The organism is Phaeobacter sp. PT47_59 (assembly GCF_028890025.1).
In the GTDB taxonomy this organism is placed as follows: domain Bacteria; phylum Pseudomonadota; class Alphaproteobacteria; order Rhodobacterales; family Rhodobacteraceae; genus Phycobacter.
In genome coordinates, this window is sequence record NZ_JARCJL010000006.1 from 12,687 (window position 1) to 32,727 (window position 20,041).

The following is a 20,041-nucleotide window of genomic DNA, read 5'->3' on the forward strand; positions in this document are numbered from 1 at the left end:
ATGACGACGGAGCAGCCCAATGTTTCCGGTCCCCATATTCCTGTTCTCCTGCGTCCGCTCTTGAAGGCGGTGGCCCCGGTCTCCGGGCGTTGGCTGGATGGCACTTTCGGTGCGGGTGGCTATACGCGGGCGCTGCTGGATGCAGGCGCCGATCAGGTGATCGCGGTGGATCGCGATCCGCTGGCCTTTGAATTGGCGAAATCCTGGGCCGATGATTACGGCGACCGGTTGGTGCAGCAGCAGGGTGTGTTCTCCCGCATGGACGAATATGCGGAAGGCCTTGATGGCGTGGTGCTGGATCTCGGGGTGTCCTCGATGCAGCTGGACCTGGCCGAACGTGGCTTTTCCTTCATGAAGGACGGCCCGCTTGATATGCGGATGTCGCAGGATGGTCCATCGGCGGCCGATCTGGTCGCGGAGCTGAGCGAGGAAGAGCTGGCCGATATCCTGTTTCATTATGGCGAGGAACGCGCCAGCCGCCGCATTGCCCGGGCCATCGTCAAGGCGCGGGCTGTTGAGCCGATCACCACCACGCTGCAACTGGCCGGGATCGTGGAATCCTGCCTGCCGCGCCCCAAGCCGGGGCAATCCCATCCCGCCACCCGCAGCTTTCAGGCGCTGCGTATCGCGGTGAATGCCGAATATGATGAGCTGTTCCAGGGGCTTCTGGCCGCCGAACGGGCGCTGAAACCCGGCGGTCTATTGGCTGTCGTGACCTTTCATTCGGTCGAGGATCGCATGGTCAAACGCTTTTTCCAGCACCGCGCGGGCAAGACCGGGCGCGCCAATCGCTATGCGCCCGAGATCGAAGAAGCCCCGGCGCAGTTCGAGATCGTCACCCGAAAGGCGGTGGGGCCGGATGAGCAGGAGCTTGCAGAGAATCCCCGCTCCCGCTCGGCCCGGCTCAGGGTGGGGCGGCGCACCGATGCGGCGCCGGTCGCGATCACGGCGCGGGAATTGGGCATGCCGCAGCTGAAGGAGGCGCGCAGATGAAAACGCTTTTGTACGCCGTCACCGCCCTGGCGGTCTTTGGCCTGGCCTTCTGGGCCTACCGCGAGAATTACGCCACCCAGCAGGTGCTGAAGGAAACCCGCGAGCTGCAGGGCCAGATCGGCGCCGCGCAGGTGCGTCTGGGGGTTCTGCGCGCCGAATGGGCCTATCTCAACCGTCCCGACCGGCTGATCGATCTGGCCGAGCTGAACTTTGCCAGCCTCGGTCTGTTGCCGTTGCGCCCGGACCAATTCGGTCGCGTGGACGAGGTGGCCTATCCGCGCGTCCCCGAGCTTGAAATCACCGATGGCGTCGATGTCTCGGGTCTCAATGCCACCTCCGGCGGGGGGACGCAGCCATGATCCGCACGCCGCTGCGCCCTCTGGCCCGCATTCTGAACGCCCGTGCCAAGGGGCAGAACCCGGATGCGATCGAGCAGGAGAATATCCGCCTGCGCCACGAAGACATGCAGGCCAAGGCCCGTCAGCGCGCCGAAGGGCGCCTGCTGGTGCTGGGGATCTTCTTCCTTTGTGCTTATACGGCGGTGATCGGACGCATGGGGCTGCTTGCGACCTCGGAGCCAAGCGAACCTGTCGCCTCGGTCGCGGGCAGTGCCATCGCGGCGCAGCGTGCCGATATCGTGGACCGGAAGGGCCGGATCCTGGCGACCAATTTCGAAACCCATTCTCTTTATGCGCAGCCGCCGCAGATGATCGATCCGGAAGGCGCTGCCACGCGCCTGGCCGAGATATTCCCGGACCTGGATCGGGAACAATTGATCGAGGACTTCACCGGAAAGCGGAAGTTCCTGTGGATCAAGAAGAAAATCAGCCCCGAGCAGAAACAGGCGGTGCATGACATCGGTGATCCGGGGCTGTTGTTCGGCCCGCGCGAGATGCGTCTATATCCCAATGGCAGCGTGGCCGCCCATGTGCTGGGCGGCGCCGGTTTCGGCAAGGAAGGCGTTTCGGCGGCCGAGGTGATCGGCGTCGCTGGCGTGGAAAAGCACTATGATGCCTACCTGCGCGACCCCGGCAATGGGCACAGGCCCTTGCAGCTGTCGCTGGATCTGACCGTACAGGCCGCCGCCGAGCGGGTGCTGGATGGCGGCATGCAGCTGATGAATGCCAAGGGCGCCACCTCGATTCTGATGGATGTGCATACGGGCGAGGTGATCTCGGTGGTTTCGCTGCCGGATTTCGACCCCAACGAACGCCCGCGCCCGCCCACCACTGGCTTTGATCCCTCGGTCAGCCCGCTGTTCAACCGGGCGGTGCAGGGGGTCTATGAATTGGGCTCTACCTTCAAGATCTTCACCGCAGCCCAGGCGATGGATCTGGGGCTGGTGACGCCTGATACGGTGATCGACACCCGTGGCCCGCTGCGCTGGGGGAAGTTCTCGATCAAGGATTTCCGCAACTACGGCAACGAAATGACGGTGAGCGAGATCATCGAGAAATCCTCGAACATCGGCACCGCGCGGCTGGCGCAGCAGATCGGGGTGGCGCGGCAAAAGGACTTCCTGGCGCGCCTGGGCATGCTTGAACCGACCCCCTTCGAGATCGTCGAGGCCCGTGGCGGTCAGCCGCTCACGCCGAAGAACTGGTCCGAGCTGTCGGCCATGACGATTTCCTATGGTCACGGCATCTCCACCACGCCGATGCATCTTGCGGCAGGCTATGCGGCCATCGCAAATGGCGGCTTTCAGGTGAACCCCACGGTGCTGAAACAGCAGGGGCCGCAACATGGCGAGCGGGTGCTGTCGGATGAGGCTGCCAGGGCTGCGCGCACCATGCTGCGCCGAGTGGTGACCGAAGGCACCGCCAGCTTTGCCCGCGTTCCCGGCTACCAGGTGGGCGGCAAGACCGGCACCGCCGACAAGCCGAAGCCGCGCGGTGGCTATTACGAGGACAAGGTGATCGCCACCTTTGCCTCGATCTTCCCCTCGGATGATCCGAAATACGTGCTGGTTGTGACCCTGGATGAACCCTCGGTCATTGCATACGACGAAGAGCGCCGCACCGCAGGCTGGACGGCGGTGCCTGTGGCGGCCGAGATGGTGAAACGCATCGCGCCGCTGCTGGGGCTGCGACCGCACATTGAACCCGCACCGCTGACTGATATAACCCTCACCTCGAACTGACCTGAGGCGAGGTGCCCCCATGAGCCGCAATTCCGAACAGCACAGACCCAACCCGCGGCCATTGAGCCAACTGGGGCTGACCGCGCGGGGCGGCGCCGATCCGGTGATCTCGGACCTGGTGGTGGACAGCCGTAGGGTTGTCGAGGGAGCCCTGTTCGCAGCCCTTCCCGGCTCCACGGTTCATGGCGCCAATTTCATCACGGCCGCATTGGAACAGGGTGCGGCGGCTGTCTTGACCGATGCGGCCGGTGCCGGTCTGGCGCAGGGGGCGTTGGCGAAAAGCCATGCCGCGCTGATCGTGGTGGAGGATCCGCGTCAGGTGCTGGCCTATACGGCGGCGCTCTGGTTCGGGGCCCAGCCGCAAACCATGGTCGCGGTCACCGGCACAAATGGCAAGACTTCGGTTGCGACCTTCGTGCGCCAGATCTGGATGGCGCTGGGGCACGCGGCGGTAAACCTCGGCACCACCGGGGTCGAGGGCGCCTGGAGCTTTCCTCTGGCCCATACCACGCCGGAACCGATCACCCTGCACCGCGCATTGGCGGCAGCCGCCTCTGCCGGTGTGACCCATGCCGCGATGGAGGCTTCCTCGCATGGGCTCGATCAGCGCCGCCTTGATGGCGTTGACCTGGCGGCGGCGGGGTTCACCAATTTCACCCAGGATCACCTGGATTATCACCACACCTTCGAGGAGTATTTCGCCGCCAAGGCCGGGCTGTTCCGCCGGGTGCTGCCGGAAGAGGGCGTTGCGGTGATCAACATGGATGATCCCCGCGGCGCCGAGATGCGCGCCATTGCCGCCGCGCGCGGCCAAGAGGTGATCACCGTGGGTCGCGATCTTGGCGATTTTTCCCTTGTCGGGCAGCGCTATGATGGCACCGGCCAGGATATCCGGTTTTCCTGGCACGACCGCCCCTTCATGGCGCGGCTGAACCTGATAGGCGGCTTTCAGGCCGAGAACGTTCTGATGGCCTGCGGTCTGGTGATCGCCAGCGGCGAACAGCCGGAGCGCGTCTTTGAAACCCTCCATGAACTGACCACTGTGCGCGGGCGCATGCAACTGGCGGCGACGCGGGACAATGGCGCCTCGGTCTTTGTGGATTATGCCCATACGCCGGATGCGGTGGCCACCGCGATCAAGGCGCTGCGCCCGCATGTGCTGGGGCGCCTGATCGCCATTGTCGGTGCGGGCGGCGATCGCGATGCCGGTAAGCGCCCGCTGATGGGCAAGGCGGCGCATGACAATGCCGATATGGTCATCGTGACCGATGACAACCCGCGCAGCGAGGACCCGGCGGTGATCCGCGCCGCCGTCAAGGGCGGCGCGCCGGAGGCTCTTGAGGTCGGCGACCGCGCCGAGGCGATCCTGCGCGGCGTCGCTGCGCTGGAACCGGGCGATGCCTTGCTGGTCTGCGGTAAGGGGCATGAGACCGGGCAGGTCGTCGGCAGCGATATTCTGCCCTTCGATGATGTGGAACAGGCCAGTATGGCGGTCGCGGCACTGGATGGGAAAATCGTATGAACACTCTGCTCTGGACCTCTGCCGAAGCTGCCGCCGCCACCGGCGGACAGGCGATTGGTGACTGGAGCGTTTCCGGCGTGTCCATCGACACCCGCAGCCTGCAGCCGGGCGATCTCTTCGTGGCCTTGAAGGCCGCACGGGATGGCCATGATTTCGTGGCGCAGGCGCTGCAGGCCGGGGCAGGGGCGGCACTGGTGTCGCGCGTTCCCGACGATTTGCCCAAGGGCGCACCGCTGTTGCTGGTCGAAGACGTGCAGGCGGGGCTGGAGGCTTTGGGCCGTGCCGCCCGCGCCCGCACAGAGGCCCGTGTGATTGCCGTGACCGGCTCGGTTGGGAAAACCTCGACCAAGGAAATGCTGGCGCGCATCCTCAGCGATCAGGGCCGCACCCATGCTGCCGTGGCCAGTTACAACAATCATTGGGGCGTGCCGCTGACCCTGGCGCGGATGCCGCGCGACACCGAATTCGCCGTGATCGAGATCGGCATGAACCACCCCGGTGAGATCGCTCCGCTGGCGCGCCAGGCCCGCCCGCATGTGGCAATGGTCACCACCGTGGCTGCCGTACATTTGGAGGCCTTCGAGGATGTCGCCGGAATCGCCCGCGAAAAAGCCTCGATCCTGGAGGGGCTGGAGCCGGGCGGCGTGGCAGTCCTCAATGCCGATATCGACGAGGCTTCGATCCTGCGGCAGGTTGCAGAAGAATGCGGCGCTGCGATACGCTGGTTCGGCCATGCGGGCGCAGACGCGCGCCTGCTGGACGTGCGCCTGAGCGGCGAGGAAACCGTTGCCGAGGCCGAGATCCTGGGGCAGGAGGCCGAGTTGCATATCCAGTCTCTGGGCGCGCATTTTGCCATGAACGCGCTGGGGGCGCTCTTGTGTGCCGAGGCGCTGGGCGCGGATCTGGATCGTGCCATTGCCAGCCTTGCGCTGTGGTCGCCGGTCACCGGGCGCGGTGCGCGAGAGAGCGTTGTGCTGTCCGGCGGGCGGGTGCTGCTGCTGGATGACAGCTACAATGCCAATCCGACCTCGGTCAGGGCGGCGCTGGATGTGCTGGCGGCGACCCCGGTGGAGGCAGGCGGGCGACGCATCGCCTATCTGGGCGACATGAAGGAATTGGGGCCGCAGGAAACGGAGCTGCATGGCGCGCTGGCGCAGCATCCGGCCCTGGACACCGTCGATCAGATCCATTGCATCGGGCCGCTGATGCGCAGCCTGTTCGATGCGCTGCCCGAGGGAAAACGGGGCAGCTGGCACGCGACAAGCGCCGAGGCGCGCGCTAACCTGCCCCGGCAGATCGGGGCTGGCGATGTGGTGCTGGTCAAGGGATCGCTCAGCATGAAACTGGCATCCATCGTTGACGGCATCCGCGATTTGGGCCATGGCAGCCAGAACTCTGATGTGAAAATTAGCAAGTGAGGACCGGCTGAGATGCTCTATTGGCTGACGGCGCTGTCGGATGGCGGTGATTTCTACAACCTTTTCCGCTATATCACCTTCCGTGCGGGCGGTGCTTTCATGACGGCGCTGGTCTTTGGCTTCCTGTTCGGCCAGCCGCTGATCAATGTGCTGCGCAAGCGCCAGGGCAAGGGGCAGCCGATCCGCGATGACGGTCCCGAAGGGCATCTGTCCAAGGCGGGCACGCCGACCATGGGCGGGTTGCTGATCGTGGGCGCGCTGATCACCTCGACGCTCTTGTGGGCGCGCTGGGACAATCCTTTCGTCTGGCTGGTGCTGTTTGTGACCCTGGCCTTCGCGCTCATCGGGTTTGCCGATGATTACGCCAAGGTCTCCAAGCAGAATACCGCTGGGGTGCCGGGCAAGGTGCGCCTGGCGCTTGGTATTCTGATTGCCATCATCGCGGCGCTGTGGGCGGCGGCCTATCACCCGGCGGGGCTTCAGAACCAGCTGGCGCTGCCGGTGTTCAAGGACACGTTGATCAACCTGGGTCTGTTCTATGTGCCGTTTTCGATTTGTGTGATCGTGGGGGCGGCCAATGCGGTGAACCTGACCGACGGGCTGGACGGTCTGGCGATCATGCCGGTGATGATCGCGGGCGGCACCCTTGGTGTCATTGCCTATGCGGTGGGGCGGGTCGATTTCACCGAATACCTGGACGTGCATTATGTGCCGGGCACCGGTGAGATCTTGATATTCGCCGCAGCTCTGTTCGGTGCGGGACTTGGGTTCCTGTGGTACAATGCGCCGCCTGCAGCGGTCTTCATGGGCGATACAGGCTCGCTGGCTCTGGGCGGCGCCCTGGGCGCCGTTGCGGTCGCGACCAAGCACGAGCTGGTTCTGGCCATCGTCGGCGGTTTGTTCGTGGTCGAGGCGCTTTCGGTCATTATCCAGGTGCTCTACTTCAAGCGCACCGGCAAGCGCGTCTTCCTGATGGCGCCGATCCATCACCACTATGAGAAGAAGGGCTGGGCAGAACCCACCATCGTGATCCGCTTCTGGATCATCTCGCTGATCCTGGCGATGATCGGACTTGCCACGCTGAAAGTGCGCTGAGCACCTGAAAAAGCGGTCTGAGGAAGGGGGCTTCGGCCTCCTTCTGCGTTTCTGAAAAGGGAACGCTCCCGCCCCCTGTCACGCGGCCAAACCCGCCTGCCAGGGGTTGGGCATGGCACGCACCTTGCGGCGCGTGCGGGCGCCTCGTGTGATGTCTTGCAAAGCCGTTTTCGCCGGTGCACTCTGCGCCGAAATTTGATCAAAGAGTGAGGCTGGGCATGATCCCTGTGAGAGGCTGTGAAGGGGCAAAGGTCGCCGTTCTGGGATTGGGCCGGTCCGGCCTTGCCACGGCGCGCGCCCTGCGCGAGGGCGGCGCGGTTCCGGTCTGCTGGGACGACAACCCGAGCGCGCGGGAGCGGGCAGAGGCCGAGGGATTCCTCTGCGCCGATCTGACCCGCGCGGGCGCTTTTGAGGAGGTGGCGACGCTGATCGTCTCGCCCGGTATTCCGCATCTTTATCCCAGGCCCAATCCGGTGGTGCGTGCGGCCCTTCTGGCGGGGGTGCCGGTGGACAATGACATCGGGTTGTTCTTCCGCTCGGTTGCGACATCCGAGTGGGACGAGTTCGATCAGCCGCCCAAGGTGGTGGCGGTGACCGGATCGAACGGCAAGTCCACGACGGTGGCCCTGTTGCAGCACATTCTCGAGGAAGCGGGCCGGGACAGCCAGATGGCGGGCAATATCGGACGCGGGGTGCTGGATATCGACCCGCCGGGCAATGGCGGCGTTGTGGTGCTGGAGCTGTCGAGCTATCAGACCGAACTGGCGCGCGCACTGACACCGGATGTGGCGGTCTTCACCAACCTCAGTCCCGACCATCTGGACCGGCATGGCGGCATGGGTGGTTATTTCGCGGCCAAGCGGCGCCTGTTTGCCGAAGGCGGACCGGATCGCGCCATCATTGGCGTCGATGAGGCGGAGGGGCTGTTCCTGGCCGGGCAACTCTCGGAGGCGGCAAGCGATGACCGGGTGATCCGCATTTCGGCGGCGCAGAAGCTGACCGGGCCGGGCTGGCAGGTCTTTGCCCGCAAGGGGTTTCTCAGCGAATACCGCAAGGGGCGCCAGGTGGCCTCGATTGACCTGCGCGCGATGCAGGGGCTGCCGGGGGCGCATAACCATCAGAATGCCTGTGCGGCCTATGCGGCGGCGCGGGCGCTGGGGCTGGCGCCGCGTATGATCGAAGGCGGGCTTGCCAGCTATCCGGGTCTGCCCCATCGCAGCCAGACTATCGCTGACGCAAATGGAGTGCGCTACGTCAATGACAGCAAGGCCACCAATGTGGACAGTGCGGTCAAGGCGCTGAGTGCCTTCAAGAATATTCGCTGGATCTGCGGTGGCCTGGAAAAGGATGGCGGGCTTGAGGCCTTGAAAGGGCAGACCGGTGCGGTGCGCAAGGCCTATGTGATTGGCCGGGAGGCAGCAGGCTTTGCACTGCAGTTGGATGTGGAGGCCGAGGTCTGCACGACCATGGCAGAGGCGGTGGCCCGCGCGATGCGGGATGCCGAGGAAGGCGATACCGTTCTGCTGGCCCCGGCGGCGGCGAGTTTCGATCAATACGACAATTTTGAACAGCGCGGGGATGACTTCATCGCGGAAGTGACACGCAGGTTGGAAAACCTGTAGGGGCTTCGGGCTCACCCAAGCGGATCGGAATTCCACAGCGGGGAGACTGTGCGGGAAGCCTGTGACGGGGATCAGCGTTTGGCGGCGATGGCTGTACCTGCGGCATGCCCCGAGGCCCAGGCCCATTGGAAGTTGTAGCCGCCGAGCCAGCCGGTCACATCCACCGCTTCGCCGATGGCGTAAAGGCCGGGGCGTGATTTTGCCTCCATCGTCTTGGAGGAGAGTGCATCGGTAACGATGCCCCCCAGGGTCACTTCGGCGGTGCGGTAGCCTTCGGTGCCGCCCGGGGTCAGCTGCCAGTCGCAAAGCTGGTCGCAGAGGGCCTGCAGGGCGGCATCCGATTGGTCGGCGAGGCGCGCGGACAGGTCATGCGCCGGGGCCAGTGCCTCTTTCAGATAGTCCACCAGCCGCGCGGGCAGGTGGCGGGCGAGTTCGGTTGCGATGGCGCGTTTGCCAGCCAATTGCCGCTGGCTGCGCAGGAGAGAAAAGAGGTCAATCTGCGGCGCAAGGTTTGCCGAGATCTCCTCGCCCTCGCGCCAGTAGGAGGAGAGCTGCAGCACCGCAGGGCCAGACAGGCCGCGATGGGTGAACAGAAGCGCCTCGTCAAAGCTGGCGCGCCCATTGGACAGGCGTGCGGGCAGGGAGACACCGGCCAGGGCGGAAAACCGCCCCTCAGGGAAGGTGAAGGGCACTAGGCCGGGGCGGACCTCGGTCACGGGCAGGCCGAACTGGTGCGCGATGTCATAGGCCAGGCCGGTGGCGCCCATCTTGGGGATCGATTTGCCGCCGGTGGCGAGCACTAGGTTGCGGCAGGTGACGGTTTGCGCTTTCCCATCCTTGAGCAACGACAGGGTGAAGGCTTCGCCCGCATGCGTGACGTCTTCGATCTCGGTCTGCAGCCACAGATCGGCGCCCGCTCGCGCCATTTCGGACGCCAGCATCGAGACGATCTGCTTGGCGGAGCCGTCGCAGAACAGCTGGCCCAGGGTCTTTTCGTACCAGGCGATGCCGTGGCGCTCTACCAGTGCGATGAAATCCCATTGGCTGTAGCGGGCCATGGCCGATTTGCAGAAATGGGGATTGGCGGAGATGTAGTTGGCGGGCTCGGCGTAGAGATTGGTGAAATTGCAGCGCCCGCCGCCGGAGATGCGGATCTTCTCGCCGGGTGCCTTGGCGTGATCCACCACAAGCGTGTCGCCGCCCGTATGGGCTGCACACATCATCCCGGCCGCACCGGCCCCCAGAATCACGGTATTGAACTGCATGAGGGCATCGACCACGGAACGCGCGATGGCGCAAGAGCGGGTGTTCTGCGGCCTGAGGGTGCAAAAACCTGCCGCTGGCGAATCATCACACTGGCCTGAGCGGTGTTTTCAGGCTACTGTTCCCCCATAGACCCCGAAAACGGGGCGGATCACGAGGCAGACAGTAGCGGTGTTTCCATGACTGAGATGGTCTATGGTGCGGTTCCCGTGCAATCGGGCGAACCCATCCTTCCCAAATGGTGGCGGACATTGGACAAGTGGACCATGTCCTCGGTTCTGATGCTTTTCGTGCTGGGACTCTTGCTGGGGCTTGCGGCCTCGGTGCCCCTGGCCGAGCGCAACGGTTTTGACAATTTCCACTATGTGCAGCGTCAGGCGGTCTTTGGGGGCGTTGCCCTGGTGGCCATGGTGCTGACCTCGATGATGTCTCCGACGCTGGTGCGGCGCCTTGCGATCATCGGTTTTGCCTTTGCCTTTGTGGCGCTGGCCTTTTTGCCGATCTTTGGTACCGATTTCGGCAAGGGGGCTGTGCGCTGGTATTCGCTGGGCTTTGCCTCTTTGCAGCCGTCCGAGTTCCTGAAGCCCGGTTTCGTGGTGGTTGCCGCCTGGATGATCGCCTCCAGCCAGCAGATCAACGGGCCGCCGGGGACGCTGATTTCCTTTGGCCTGTGCCTGAGCGTGGTCCTTATGCTGGTAATGCAGCCCGATTTTGGGCAGGCGTCGCTGACGCTGTTCGGTTGGGGCGTGATGTATTTCGTGGCAGGGGCGCCGATGCTGCTGTTGGTGGGGATGGCAGGCGCGGTGGTGCTGGGCGGAATTCTGGCCTATTCCAATTCCGAGCATTTTGCCCGCCGCATCGATGGCTTCCTCAGCCCCGATGTCGACCCTACCACGCAGCTGGGCTATGCCACCAATGCGATCCGCGAGGGCGGGCTCTTTGGTGTTGGTGTCGGCGAAGGGCAGGTGAAATGGTCGCTTCCTGACGCGCATACCGATTTCATCGTGGCCGTTGCCGCCGAGGAATATGGCCTGGTTCTGGTCATGGTGCTGATCGGCCTTTATGCCACCGTGGTGGTGCGCTCCCTGTTCCGACTGATGCGGGAGCGCGATACCTTCGTGCGCCTTGCGGGCACCGGCCTTGTGTGCATCTTTGGCGTTCAGGCGATGATCAACATGGGGGTTGCCGTGCGGCTGTTGCCGGCCAAGGGCATGACCCTGCCCTTCGTCAGCTACGGCGGCTCTTCCCTGATCGCGACGGGCATTGCCATGGGGATGCTCTTGGCCTTTACCCGGGCGCGGCCACAGGGTGAGATCGCGGACTACCTGCGCGGAAGCGGGCGCGGCTGAGGCAGCAGGGACGACAGGCGGGGGTGGAATGACTGAAAGATTGCTCTTGATGGCGGCAGGCGGCACGGGCGGGCATATGTTCCCGGCCCAGGCCCTGGCCGAGGCGATGCTGGCAAAGGGCTGGCGGGTGAAACTGTCGACCGATGCGCGCGGTGCCCGCTATACCGGCGCCTTCCCGGATGGTGTGGAGATCACCGAGGTCTCCTCGGCGACCTTTGCCCGTGGCGGGCTTCTGGCCAAGGCCATGGTCGGGCCGAAGATTGCCGGCGGCATCGCCAGCATGGCTTTGCAGATGCGCCGGGATCGGCCCGATGCGGTGATCGGCTTTGGTGGTTATCCGTCCATTCCGGCGCTGGGCGCGGCAACGCTTTTGGGGCTGCCGCGGATGATCCATGAACAGAACGGTATTCTGGGGCGGGTGAACCAGCTCTTTGCCAAACGCGTGGCCGAGGTGGCCTGTGGTGTCTGGCCGACCGCCCTGCCGGAAGGTGCAAACGGCGTTCATGTGGGCAACCCGGTCCGTGGCGCCGTGCTGGAGCGCGCAGGTGCCGCCTATATCCCGCCCGGCGATTATCCGATGTCGGTGCTGGTGATGGGCGGCAGCCAGGGTGCGCGCATCCTGTCCGACGTGGTGCCCGGCGCCATTGCGGCCCTGCCGGGAGGCCTCCGCCAGCATCTGCGCGTCTCCCATCAGGCGCGCGATGAAGATGGCGAACGGGTCAGCGCATTCTATGCCGAGCACGGCATCCAGGCGGATGTTCAGCCGTTCTTCCATGATGTGCCAGCCCGGATGAGCGAGGCGCAGCTGGTGATCTCGCGCTCGGGGGCCTCTTCCGTTGCGGATATCTCGGTCATCGGGCGCCCCTCGATCCTCATTCCCTTTGCCGCGGCTGCCGGAGATCATCAGACCGCCAACGCGCGCGGTCTGGTCGATGCAGGCGGAGCCATTCTCATTCCGGAAAGCGCTCTTGACGTTTCGGCCCTGTCAGAGCAGATCTCGGCCGTTCTGAGCAACCCGGATGCGGCCACTCAGATGGCAAATGCAGCACTTAGCACCGGCGTTCCCGATGCCACCGACCGTCTGGTGGCCGAGGTCGAGCAGCTGGCCGAAAAAGGATAACAGAGATCATGACACCAGCCACCAAACTGCCCGGAGACGTCGGCCCGATCCATTTCGTCGGCATCGGCGGTATCGGCATGTCGGGCATTGCCGAGGTCCTGTTGAACCTTGGCTATGTGGTGCAGGGATCGGACCTGAAATCCTCCAAGATCACCCAGCGGCTGGAAACCCTGGGCGCGCTGGTCTTCGAAGGCCAGCGGGCCGAGAACCTTGAGGACGCCGAGGTGGTGGTGATCTCTTCTGCGATCAAACCCGGCAATCCCGAACTGGACGAGGCACGCCGCCGTGGCCTGCCCATCGTGCGCCGGGCCGAGATGCTGGCCGAGCTGATGCGGCTCAAATCCAACATCGCCATTGCCGGAACCCACGGCAAGACGACGACCACCACCATGATGGCAGAGCTGATGGTGGCGGGGCATTTCGATCCCACCGTGGTCAATGGCGGCATCATCCACGCCTATGGGTCGAACGCGCGCATGGGGCAGGGCGAATGGATGGTGGTCGAAGCGGATGAAAGCGACGGCACCTTCAACCGTCTGCCCGCGACCATCGCCGTGGTCACCAATATCGACCCCGAGCATATGGAGCATTGGGGTGACTTCGATACCCTGCGCGACGGGTTCTACAACTTCGTCTCCAACATTCCCTTCTACGGTGTTGCCGTCTGCTGCACCGACCACCCCGAGGTGCAGGCCCTGGTGGGGCGCATCACCGACCGCCGTGTCGTCACCTATGGCTTCAACGCCCAGGCCGATGTGCGCGCGGTGAACCTGACCTATAAGGCCGGCGTTGCCCATTTCGACATTCTGCTTCAATCCGAAGGTAAAAAGATCGAAGGCTGCACCCTGCCGATGCCCGGCGATCACAACGTCTCCAACGCGCTGTCGGCGGTGGCCGTTGCGCGCCATCTGGGCATGAACGGGGATGAGATCCGCACGGCCCTTGCGGCCTTTGGCGGGGTCAACCGCCGCTTCACCAAGGTGGGGGAGGTGGATGGCGTCACCATCATCGACGACTACGGTCATCACCCGGTGGAGATCGCCGCCGTGCTGAAGGCGGCGCGCCAGGCGATTGGCGCTGACAGCGATGCCCGCGTCATCGCCGTGCATCAGCCGCACCGCTATTCGCGGCTGTCGTCGCTGTTCGATGATTTCTGCTCCTGTTTCAACGATGCTGATGTGGTCGCCATTGCCGAGGTCTTTGCCGCCGGAGAGGACCCGATCGAGGGCGCCAGCCGCGATGATCTGGTGGCGGGGCTCATTCGCCATGGTCATCGTCATGCCCGTGCCATCTTGAGCGAAGATGATCTGGAGCGATTGGTGCGCGAACAGGCGCGGCCGGGCGACATGGTGGTCTGCCTTGGGGCGGGGACGATCAGCGCCTGGGCCAACGGATTGCCCGCGCGCCTCAACAAGAGCCAAACCTGATACCGAACAAGGGAGTACCCCATGGCAGAGCCGTTGAAACGCCGGATCGGACTGGGACTTCTGACCGCCTACGGTGTCGGTGTCATGGTGGGGGCGGGGATCTATGTGCTGGTCGGCGCCGTTGTCGCGGATGCCGGGATCTGGGCGCCGCTGTCCTTTGTCCTGGCCGGGCTGATCGCAGCCCCGACCGCGCTGAGCTATGCCGAGTTTTCCACCCGCTTGCCCGAAGCCGCCGGAGAGGCCGCCTTTGTCGGGCAGGGGTTTTCCTCGCAAGCCATGGCGCTGTTCGTGGGGCTTGCGGTGGTGGTCGCGGGAACCGTTTCGGCCGGAGCCGTCTTACGCGGTGGTGCCGGATATCTGACCGCTGCGACAGGTGTGGACAGCGCCCTGGTAATCGTGGTCATGGGGCTGATGCTCGTGGGGGTGGCTGTGATCGGCGTGCTGGAAAGCCTGTCGCTGGCAGCGGTTTTTACCGCCATCGAACTGGGGGGCCTTGCCCTGGTGATCTGGGCTGGTGGCACCGCCGAGCCTTCCACCGATTGGGCCGTACCCGCCGCCCTGCCGAATATGTCGATCATGGCGGGGCTTGGCCTTGGTGCGGTTCTGGCCTTCTTTGCCTTCATCGGTTTCGAGGATATCGTCAACATGGCCGAGGAGGTGTCAGAGCCGACCCGCAGCCTGCCACGGGCGATCCTGTTGTCGCTGGCGATCACATCGGTGATTTACGCGCTGGTCTGCTGGGCGGCGGTGCGCACGGTTTCGGTGAACGCACTGTCGCAATCCACCAGCCCGCTGGCGCTGGTCTGGCAGGTGGCGCGCGGCACGAGCCCCGATTTCCTCTCCTATATCGCGGTCTTTGCCGCGCTCAACGGGGTTCTGGCGCAGATCGTCATGGCCTCGCGGGTGCTGTTCGGCTTGGGTAAACGTACGCCCGGTTTGGCAGTCTTTCGCCATGCGAACCCCCGGTTTGGCACACCGGTTCTGGCCACCATCGTGCTGGGTGCTGCCGTGATCCTGACGGGGCTGTTCTTTTCTGTGGACCGCCTGGCCGAGGTGACATCTTCGGTGCTGCTGTCGGTCTTCGTCCTGGTGAACCTCGCCCTGATCCTGCAGAAACGCCGCGCCCCGGCTGCGCCCTTCGAGGTGCCGATGGCGGTGCCGGTCGTCGGTCTTGTCCTCTCTGCCATCGCGCTGATCACGGCGCTGGGGGGCATGCTGTGACCCTGTCCCTGACCCTGGCGGCGCTTTGGGCCTTCGCGGCGAACCTTCTGGCGATGTTGCCCAGCCGCGACAACCACTGGCGCCGCGCCTATGGGCTGATCGCTGTCGGGATCCCGCTCCTTGGCTATGTGACCTATGAGAACGGCCCCTGGTGGGGGTTGGCGGTGCTGATCGCGGGCATGAGCGTGTTGCGTTGGCCGGTGATCTATTTCGGCCGCTGGCTGCGCCGGATCCTGTTGCAAAGCTGAGTTCAGAGCCATCTGCCGCTCCGTTGCGACCCTTTTCTCCTCTTCGGGTTTGCCGTACACCCTGCATGAAAGCGAACGAGCGACCTGACATGACCGATATCTCCAATTCCCTCCCCCAAGTGCGCGGACGCCTGACCGAGGGGCGCAGCCTCGCGGACCTCACCTGGCTGCGCGTGGGCGGCCCTGCGGATGTGCTGTTCCAACCTGCCGACCTTGCGGATCTTCAGGACTTCCTGCGGGTCCTGCCTGCGGAGGTAGAGGTCTTTCCCATGGGCGTGGGGTCGAACTTGATCGTGCGTGATGGTGGCATCCGGGCGGTGGTGATCCGGCTGGGGCGCGGCTTCAACCAGATCGAGGTCGAGGGCGATACCGTCACCGTCGGCGCTGCGGCGCTGGATGCCCATGTGGCGCGCAAGGCCGCCGATGCGGGGTTGGACCTGACCTTTTTGCGGACCATTCCCGGTTCCATCGGCGGCGCGGTGCGGATGAATGCGGGCTGTTATGGCTCTTACACGGCGGATGTCTTCCAGTCGGCCACCGTGGTCACCCGCGCGGGCGAGGTAAAGGAGGTGCACGCAGAGGATCTGCAGTTCGCCTATCGTCAGACGCAGTTTCCCGACGGCGCGGTTCTGGTCTCGGCCCGGTTCAAGGCGCCGCAGGGGGAGCCCGGTGCCTTGCATGCCCGCATGGAAGAGCAGCTGAGAAAGCGCGACGAGACCCAGCCGGTCAAGGACCGCTCGGCCGGCTCCACCTTCCGCAACCCGGCGGGTTATTCCTCGACCGGGCAGGCGGGGGACGTGCATGATCTGAAGGCCTGGAAGGTCATCGATGATGCGGGGCTGCGCGGCGCACGCCTGGGCGGGGCGCAGATGAGCGAGAAACACCCGAACTTCCTGATCAACGCGGACAATGCCAGCGCGGCGGATCTGGAAGGGCTGGGTGAAACGGTGCGCCAAAAGGTCTTTGAAAACTCCGGGATAACCCTGCAGTGGGAGATCATGCGCATTGGTGAACCGCTGCCCGATCCGGCCTCAAAGTGACCGCAAGGATGCAGCGATTGGCAAATACCGCTCAATGCGCGGGTCGCCGTTGATTTGGCTGGATCGCCATGGCTTAATCGGTTTAATAAAAATGCGAATCCATTAAGCATGGTAAAGAGGGCGTTAATACCCCGGTAACTGTTCCGGCGTAATAATGGCCGAAGGGGGATCATCTTATGATCCATCCTCGGCGGTATTGCCTCCGATAAGAATTACAGGGTTGTCGTGGCTGCTGCCGCAGGTGACCTAGGCAAAAAGCGGACCAAAACCGGTCCCAAGAAACAGGGGCGCAAAGCCCGATAACATTGAGGCGCTTGTGGTGAGTGAGTCGAGCAGGACACTCCCGAAAGTGGCGGTATTGATGGGCGGCCCCTCGGCTGAGCGCGAGGTGTCCCTGTCTTCCGGGCGTGAATGCGCCGCCGCGCTGAGGGGCGAAGGCTACCAGGTGATCGAAGTGGACGCAGGTTCCGACCTCTGCGCCCGGCTTGAGGCCGCAGGGCCCGATGTGGTGTTCAATGCCCTGCATGGCCGCTGGGGCGAGGATGGCTGCGTTCAGGGCCTGCTGGAATGGATGGGGCTGCCCTATACCCATTCCGGCGTTCTGGCCTCGGCCCTGGCGATGGACAAGGAAAAGGCCAAACAGGTCTATGCGCAGGCGGGCCTTCCTGTGGCGCCCGGTGGATTGTTCGAAAAATCCGCTGTTGCGGCGTCGCATGTCATGGAGCCGCCATATGTGGTCAAGCCCTACAACGAAGGCTCCAGCGTCGGGATCTACCTGGTGCATGAAGCCGCCAATGGCCCTCCGGTGCTTGCGGATGAGATGCCCGATCAGCTCATGGTCGAAGCCTATGTGCCGGGGCGCGAGCTGACCGCGACGGTGATGGGGGATCGTGCCCTCAGCGTGACCGAGATCCTGACCGATGGCTGGTATGACTACGATGCAAAATACGCCCCGGGTGGGTCACGTCATGAAATGCCCGCCAATATCCCCGCTGATATCTTCGATATGTGCCTCGATTATGCGCTTCGCGCCCATCAGGCGCTGGGCTGCCGTGGTGTCAGCCGCACCGACTTTCGCTGGGACGACAGCAAGGGCGCGGCGGGGCTGGTCCTGCTTGAGACCAACACCCAGCCCGGAATGACGCCGACCTCCCTGACGCCGGAACAGGCCTCTGTGGTTGGCATGAGTTTTGGCCAGATGTGCGCCTGGATGGTGGAGGATGCCTCATGCGGTCGCTGATCCGGCGCAAGATCACAGGCAAGATCACGGGGCAGGGCGCTGCCGCGGCAGATCCGGCGCCATCGCGACTGAAATACCGTTTGCAGCGCTGGATGCTGACACCCGGCATCCGGTTCGGACTGCGCTTTGGCGTGCCCTTCTGCCTGGTTTTCGCAGCGGCAAGCGCCTTCCTGGCCGATGAAGGACGGCGCGATGCGGTTCTGGGCACGGTGCATTCCATCCGTGCCTCGATCGAGGATCGTCCGGAATTCCGCGTCAACGTGATGGCCATCGATGGGGCGGGCAGCAGCGTCTCGGAGGACATCCGCGAGGTGGTCTCGCTTGATTTCCCGCTCAGTTCTTTTGACCTGGATCTGGCGCAGATCCGGGATGTGATCGAGGGCCTGGACCCGGTGAAGACCGCCAGCGTGCGCATTCGCCCGGGTGGTATCCTGCAGGTCGATGTGGAAGAGCGTCAGCCGGCCCTGATCTGGCGCAGCCGTGACGGGCTGGCGCTTCTGGACGAGACCGGCGCCCATGTGGCCGAATTGGGTCGGCGCAGCCTGCATCCCGGCCTGCCGCTGATTGCCGGGCGCGGCGCAGATGCCAAGGCGGCCGAGGCGCTGAAGCTCTTTGCCGCGGCCGCCCCGCTGGGCGCGCGGATGCGCGGTTTGGTGCGGGTCGGCGAACGGCGCTGGGACGTGGTTCTGGACCGTGGACAGCGCATTCTTCTGCCCGAGGTAAACCCGGTGCAGGCACTGGAGCGGGTAATTGTGGTCAGCGAAGTGAAGGATCTGCTTGAACGCGACGTGGCGGCGGTGGATATGCGTATTGCAGAACGTCCGACGGTGCGGATGTCGCAAAACGCGGTGGAAGACTGGTGGCGGATCAGGGAAATGAACGGCGGGGGGCTGTAGGATGACGGATCTATATCAATCGCAGCGTGCCATGCGGCAGATGCGGCGCCAGGCTTTGCAGCGTGGCGTTGTTGCCATTCTCGATGTGGGCAGTTCCAAGATCGCCTGCCTGGTGCTGCGCTTTGATGGCGCCAGCGGGGTGAGCGAGGACGGCTCGATCGGGTCGCTTGCAGGGCAATCGGGGTTCCGGGTGATCGGTGCCGCCACCACGCGGTCGCGCGGGGTGCAATTCGGCGAAATTGCCGCCATGCAGGAAACCGAACGGGCAATCCGCACCGCCGTACAGGCGGCGCAAAAGATGGCGGGCGTGCGCGTCGATCACGTGATTGCCTGTTTTTCCGGAGCCAACCCACGGTCCTACGGGCTGGATGCCAAGGTGGAATTGCAGGACCAGGAGGTCTCGGAGAACGAGGTGGCCCGGGTTCTGGCCGCCTGCGAGGTGCCGGACTATGGCGCTGGGCGCGAGGTGGTGCATGCACAGCCGGTGAACTTCGCGCTGGACAACCGCTCGGGCCTGTCCGATCCGCGCGGCCAGATGGGGCAGACCCTGTCGGTGGACATGCATATGCTGACGGTGGATTCCTCTACCGTGCAAAACCTGATGCGCTGCATTCAGCGTTGCGATCTGGAACTGGCGGGCATCGCTTCGTCGGCCTACGCCTCGGGCTATGCGGCGCTGGTCGAGGACGAGCAGGAGCTGGGCGCGGCCTGTATCGACATGGGCGGCGGATCGACCTCCATTTCGGTCTTCATGAAGAAACACATGATCTATGCCGATGCGGTGCGCATGGGCGGCGACCACATCACCAGCGACATCTCCATGGGGCTGGGCGTTCCCATGGCCAATGCCGAGCGGATCAAGACCTTCTGCGGTGGCGTCCACGCCACGGGAGCCGATGACCGGGACATGATCGATATCGGCGGGGATACCGGCGATTGGGAGCACGACCGGCGCACGGTCAGCCGCGCCGAGCTGATCGGCATCATGCGCCCCCGCGTCGAGGAAATCCTGGAAGAGGTGCGCGTGCGCCTGGATGCAGCCGGTTTCGAATACCTGCCAAGCCAGCAGATCGTTCTGACCGGTGGCTCCAGCCAGATCATGGGGCTGGATGCGCTGGCCAGCCGGATCCTGGGGCAGCAGGTGCGCCTGGGACGTCCCTTGCGGGTGCATGGCCTACCGCAGTCGGCCACCGGGCCAGGCTTTGCCTCGGCGGTGGGGTTGAGCCTGTTTGCGGCGCATCCGCAGGATGAATGGTGGGATTTCGAAATGCCGGTGGACCGCTATCCGGCCCGCTCCTTGCGCCGTGCGGTCAAGTGGTTCAAGGACAACTGGTAGGATCTCGATCGGTTTTCGGGCCTTTCAAGGGCAAAAAACATCTGTTCAGTGCCTTCGCCCCCGTGACAGCGGCGAAAAGAGGCGTTAGATTCTTCTTAACGAACGCATCAA

17 protein-coding genes are annotated in these 20,041 nt (G+C 64.4%); 16 read left to right on the forward strand and 1 reads right to left on the reverse strand.

The annotated features are described in order from the left end of the window. The 7 genes from rsmH to murD all read left to right on the forward strand — a co-directional run bounded on the left by rsmH (window position 1) and on the right by murD (window position 8,790). Window positions 1-993, forward strand: a complete 993-nt coding sequence (gene rsmH, locus PXK01_RS07150) for a 16S rRNA (cytosine(1402)-N(4))-methyltransferase RsmH (RefSeq protein ID WP_274849184.1) — start codon at window positions 1-3, stop codon at window positions 991-993. Then, entirely contained in the window at window positions 990-1,352 is a 363-nt protein-coding gene (ftsL, locus tag PXK01_RS07155; protein WP_274859458.1) for a cell division protein FtsL, read from the forward strand. The genes rsmH and ftsL overlap by 4 nt, the downstream gene beginning before the upstream one ends. Beyond that, entirely contained in the window at window positions 1,349-3,133 is a 1,785-nt protein-coding gene (locus PXK01_RS07160) for a peptidoglycan D,D-transpeptidase FtsI family protein (protein ID WP_274859459.1), read from the forward strand. Before ftsL ends, PXK01_RS07160 begins: the two co-directional genes overlap by 4 nt. 19 nt (window positions 3,134-3,152) lie before the next feature. After that, window positions 3,153-4,655: a UDP-N-acetylmuramoyl-L-alanyl-D-glutamate--2,6-diaminopimelate ligase gene (locus tag PXK01_RS07165; RefSeq protein ID WP_274859460.1), complete on the forward strand. Its 1,503-nt coding sequence runs from the start codon at window positions 3,153-3,155 to the stop codon at window positions 4,653-4,655. Next, window positions 4,652-6,073 carry a UDP-N-acetylmuramoyl-tripeptide--D-alanyl-D-alanine ligase gene (locus PXK01_RS07170; RefSeq protein WP_274859461.1) on the forward strand — a complete coding sequence of 474 codons (1,422 nt, stop codon included), beginning with the start codon at window positions 4,652-4,654 and terminating at the stop codon, window positions 6,071-6,073. Before PXK01_RS07165 ends, PXK01_RS07170 begins: the two co-directional genes overlap by 4 nt. A gap of 12 nt (window positions 6,074-6,085) precedes the next feature. Continuing rightward, window positions 6,086-7,168 carry a phospho-N-acetylmuramoyl-pentapeptide-transferase gene (gene mraY, locus PXK01_RS07175; RefSeq protein WP_274859462.1) on the forward strand — a complete coding sequence of 361 codons (1,083 nt, stop codon included), beginning with the start codon at window positions 6,086-6,088 and terminating at the stop codon, window positions 7,166-7,168. A gap of 218 nt (window positions 7,169-7,386) precedes the next feature. Beyond that, complete coding sequence (gene murD / locus PXK01_RS07180; RefSeq protein ID WP_274859463.1) at window positions 7,387-8,790, forward strand: UDP-N-acetylmuramoyl-L-alanine--D-glutamate ligase; 1,404 nt, start codon at window positions 7,387-7,389, stop codon at window positions 8,788-8,790. A 71-nt stretch (window positions 8,791-8,861) separates the two neighbouring features. On the opposite strand, the gene PXK01_RS07185 is transcribed toward murD, so the two are convergent. After that, window positions 8,862-10,055, reverse strand: coding sequence for an NAD(P)/FAD-dependent oxidoreductase (locus tag PXK01_RS07185; protein ID WP_274859464.1), 1,194 nt, complete (start codon window positions 10,053-10,055; stop codon window positions 8,862-8,864). 177 nt (window positions 10,056-10,232) lie between these two features. Between PXK01_RS07185 and ftsW the strand changes: the two genes are divergently transcribed. From ftsW to ftsA, 9 genes are all read left to right on the forward strand, one after another. Continuing rightward, window positions 10,233-11,402, forward strand: coding sequence for a putative lipid II flippase FtsW (ftsW, locus tag PXK01_RS07190; RefSeq protein ID WP_274849177.1), 1,170 nt, complete (start codon window positions 10,233-10,235; stop codon window positions 11,400-11,402). 28 nt (window positions 11,403-11,430) lie between these two features. After that, entirely contained in the window at window positions 11,431-12,522 is a 1,092-nt protein-coding gene (locus PXK01_RS07195; protein WP_274859465.1) for a UDP-N-acetylglucosamine--N-acetylmuramyl-(pentapeptide) pyrophosphoryl-undecaprenol N-acetylglucosamine transferase, read from the forward strand. A gap of 8 nt (window positions 12,523-12,530) precedes the next feature. Continuing rightward, window positions 12,531-13,949 carry a UDP-N-acetylmuramate--L-alanine ligase gene (murC, locus tag PXK01_RS07200; RefSeq protein WP_274849175.1) on the forward strand — a complete coding sequence of 473 codons (1,419 nt, stop codon included), beginning with the start codon at window positions 12,531-12,533 and terminating at the stop codon, window positions 13,947-13,949. 21 nt (window positions 13,950-13,970) lie between these two features. Beyond that, on the forward strand, window positions 13,971-15,170 hold the full coding sequence (locus PXK01_RS07205) for an APC family permease (protein WP_274859466.1): 1,200 nt from the start codon (window positions 13,971-13,973) through the stop codon (window positions 15,168-15,170). Next, on the forward strand, window positions 15,167-15,418 hold the full coding sequence (locus tag PXK01_RS07210; RefSeq protein ID WP_274849173.1) for a DUF2484 family protein: 252 nt from the start codon (window positions 15,167-15,169) through the stop codon (window positions 15,416-15,418). The genes PXK01_RS07205 and PXK01_RS07210 overlap by 4 nt, the downstream gene beginning before the upstream one ends. Window positions 15,419-15,507: 89 nt before the next feature. After that, entirely contained in the window at window positions 15,508-16,458 is a 951-nt protein-coding gene (gene murB, locus PXK01_RS07215; RefSeq protein ID WP_274849172.1) for a UDP-N-acetylmuramate dehydrogenase, read from the forward strand. 319 nt (window positions 16,459-16,777) lie between these two features. Next, window positions 16,778-17,698: a D-alanine--D-alanine ligase gene (locus tag PXK01_RS07220; protein ID WP_274849171.1), complete on the forward strand. Its 921-nt coding sequence runs from the start codon at window positions 16,778-16,780 to the stop codon at window positions 17,696-17,698. After that, window positions 17,686-18,594, forward strand: coding sequence for a cell division protein FtsQ/DivIB (locus PXK01_RS07225; protein WP_274849170.1), 909 nt, complete (start codon window positions 17,686-17,688; stop codon window positions 18,592-18,594). The genes PXK01_RS07220 and PXK01_RS07225 overlap by 13 nt, the downstream gene beginning before the upstream one ends. A 1-nt stretch (window position 18,595) precedes the next feature. Next, window positions 18,596-19,930: a cell division protein FtsA gene (gene ftsA, locus PXK01_RS07230; RefSeq protein ID WP_274859467.1), complete on the forward strand. Its 1,335-nt coding sequence runs from the start codon at window positions 18,596-18,598 to the stop codon at window positions 19,928-19,930. Window positions 19,931-20,041: the final 111 nt, after the last annotated feature.

Excerpts from the sequence above, each read along its gene's own strand:
- PXK01_RS07225 (WP_274849170.1), top strand. The coding sequence starts at position 17,686 with ATGCGGTCGCTGATCCGGCGCAAGATCACAGGCAAGATCACGGGGCAG.
- murB (WP_274849172.1), top strand. The coding sequence starts at position 15,508 with ATGACCGATATCTCCAATTCCCTCCCCCAAGTGCGCGGACGCCTGACC.
- ftsW (WP_274849177.1), top strand. The coding sequence starts at position 10,233 with ATGACTGAGATGGTCTATGGTGCGGTTCCCGTGCAATCGGGCGAACCC.
- PXK01_RS07160 (WP_274859459.1), top strand. The coding sequence starts at position 1,349 with ATGATCCGCACGCCGCTGCGCCCTCTGGCCCGCATTCTGAACGCCCGT.
- PXK01_RS07195 (WP_274859465.1), top strand. The coding sequence starts at position 11,431 with ATGACTGAAAGATTGCTCTTGATGGCGGCAGGCGGCACGGGCGGGCAT.
- murC (WP_274849175.1), top strand. The coding sequence starts at position 12,531 with ATGACACCAGCCACCAAACTGCCCGGAGACGTCGGCCCGATCCATTTC.
- ftsL (WP_274859458.1), top strand. The coding sequence starts at position 990 with ATGAAAACGCTTTTGTACGCCGTCACCGCCCTGGCGGTCTTTGGCCTG.
- PXK01_RS07205 (WP_274859466.1), top strand. The coding sequence starts at position 13,971 with ATGGCAGAGCCGTTGAAACGCCGGATCGGACTGGGACTTCTGACCGCC.
- PXK01_RS07165 (WP_274859460.1), top strand. The coding sequence starts at position 3,153 with ATGAGCCGCAATTCCGAACAGCACAGACCCAACCCGCGGCCATTGAGC.
- ftsA (WP_274859467.1), top strand. The coding sequence starts at position 18,596 with ATGACGGATCTATATCAATCGCAGCGTGCCATGCGGCAGATGCGGCGC.
- mraY (WP_274859462.1), top strand. The coding sequence starts at position 6,086 with ATGCTCTATTGGCTGACGGCGCTGTCGGATGGCGGTGATTTCTACAAC.
- murD (WP_274859463.1), top strand. The coding sequence starts at position 7,387 with ATGATCCCTGTGAGAGGCTGTGAAGGGGCAAAGGTCGCCGTTCTGGGA.
- PXK01_RS07185 (WP_274859464.1), bottom strand. The coding sequence starts at position 10,055 with ATGCAGTTCAATACCGTGATTCTGGGGGCCGGTGCGGCCGGGATGATG.
- rsmH (WP_274849184.1), top strand. The coding sequence starts at position 1 with ATGACGACGGAGCAGCCCAATGTTTCCGGTCCCCATATTCCTGTTCTC.
- PXK01_RS07170 (WP_274859461.1), top strand. The coding sequence starts at position 4,652 with ATGAACACTCTGCTCTGGACCTCTGCCGAAGCTGCCGCCGCCACCGGC.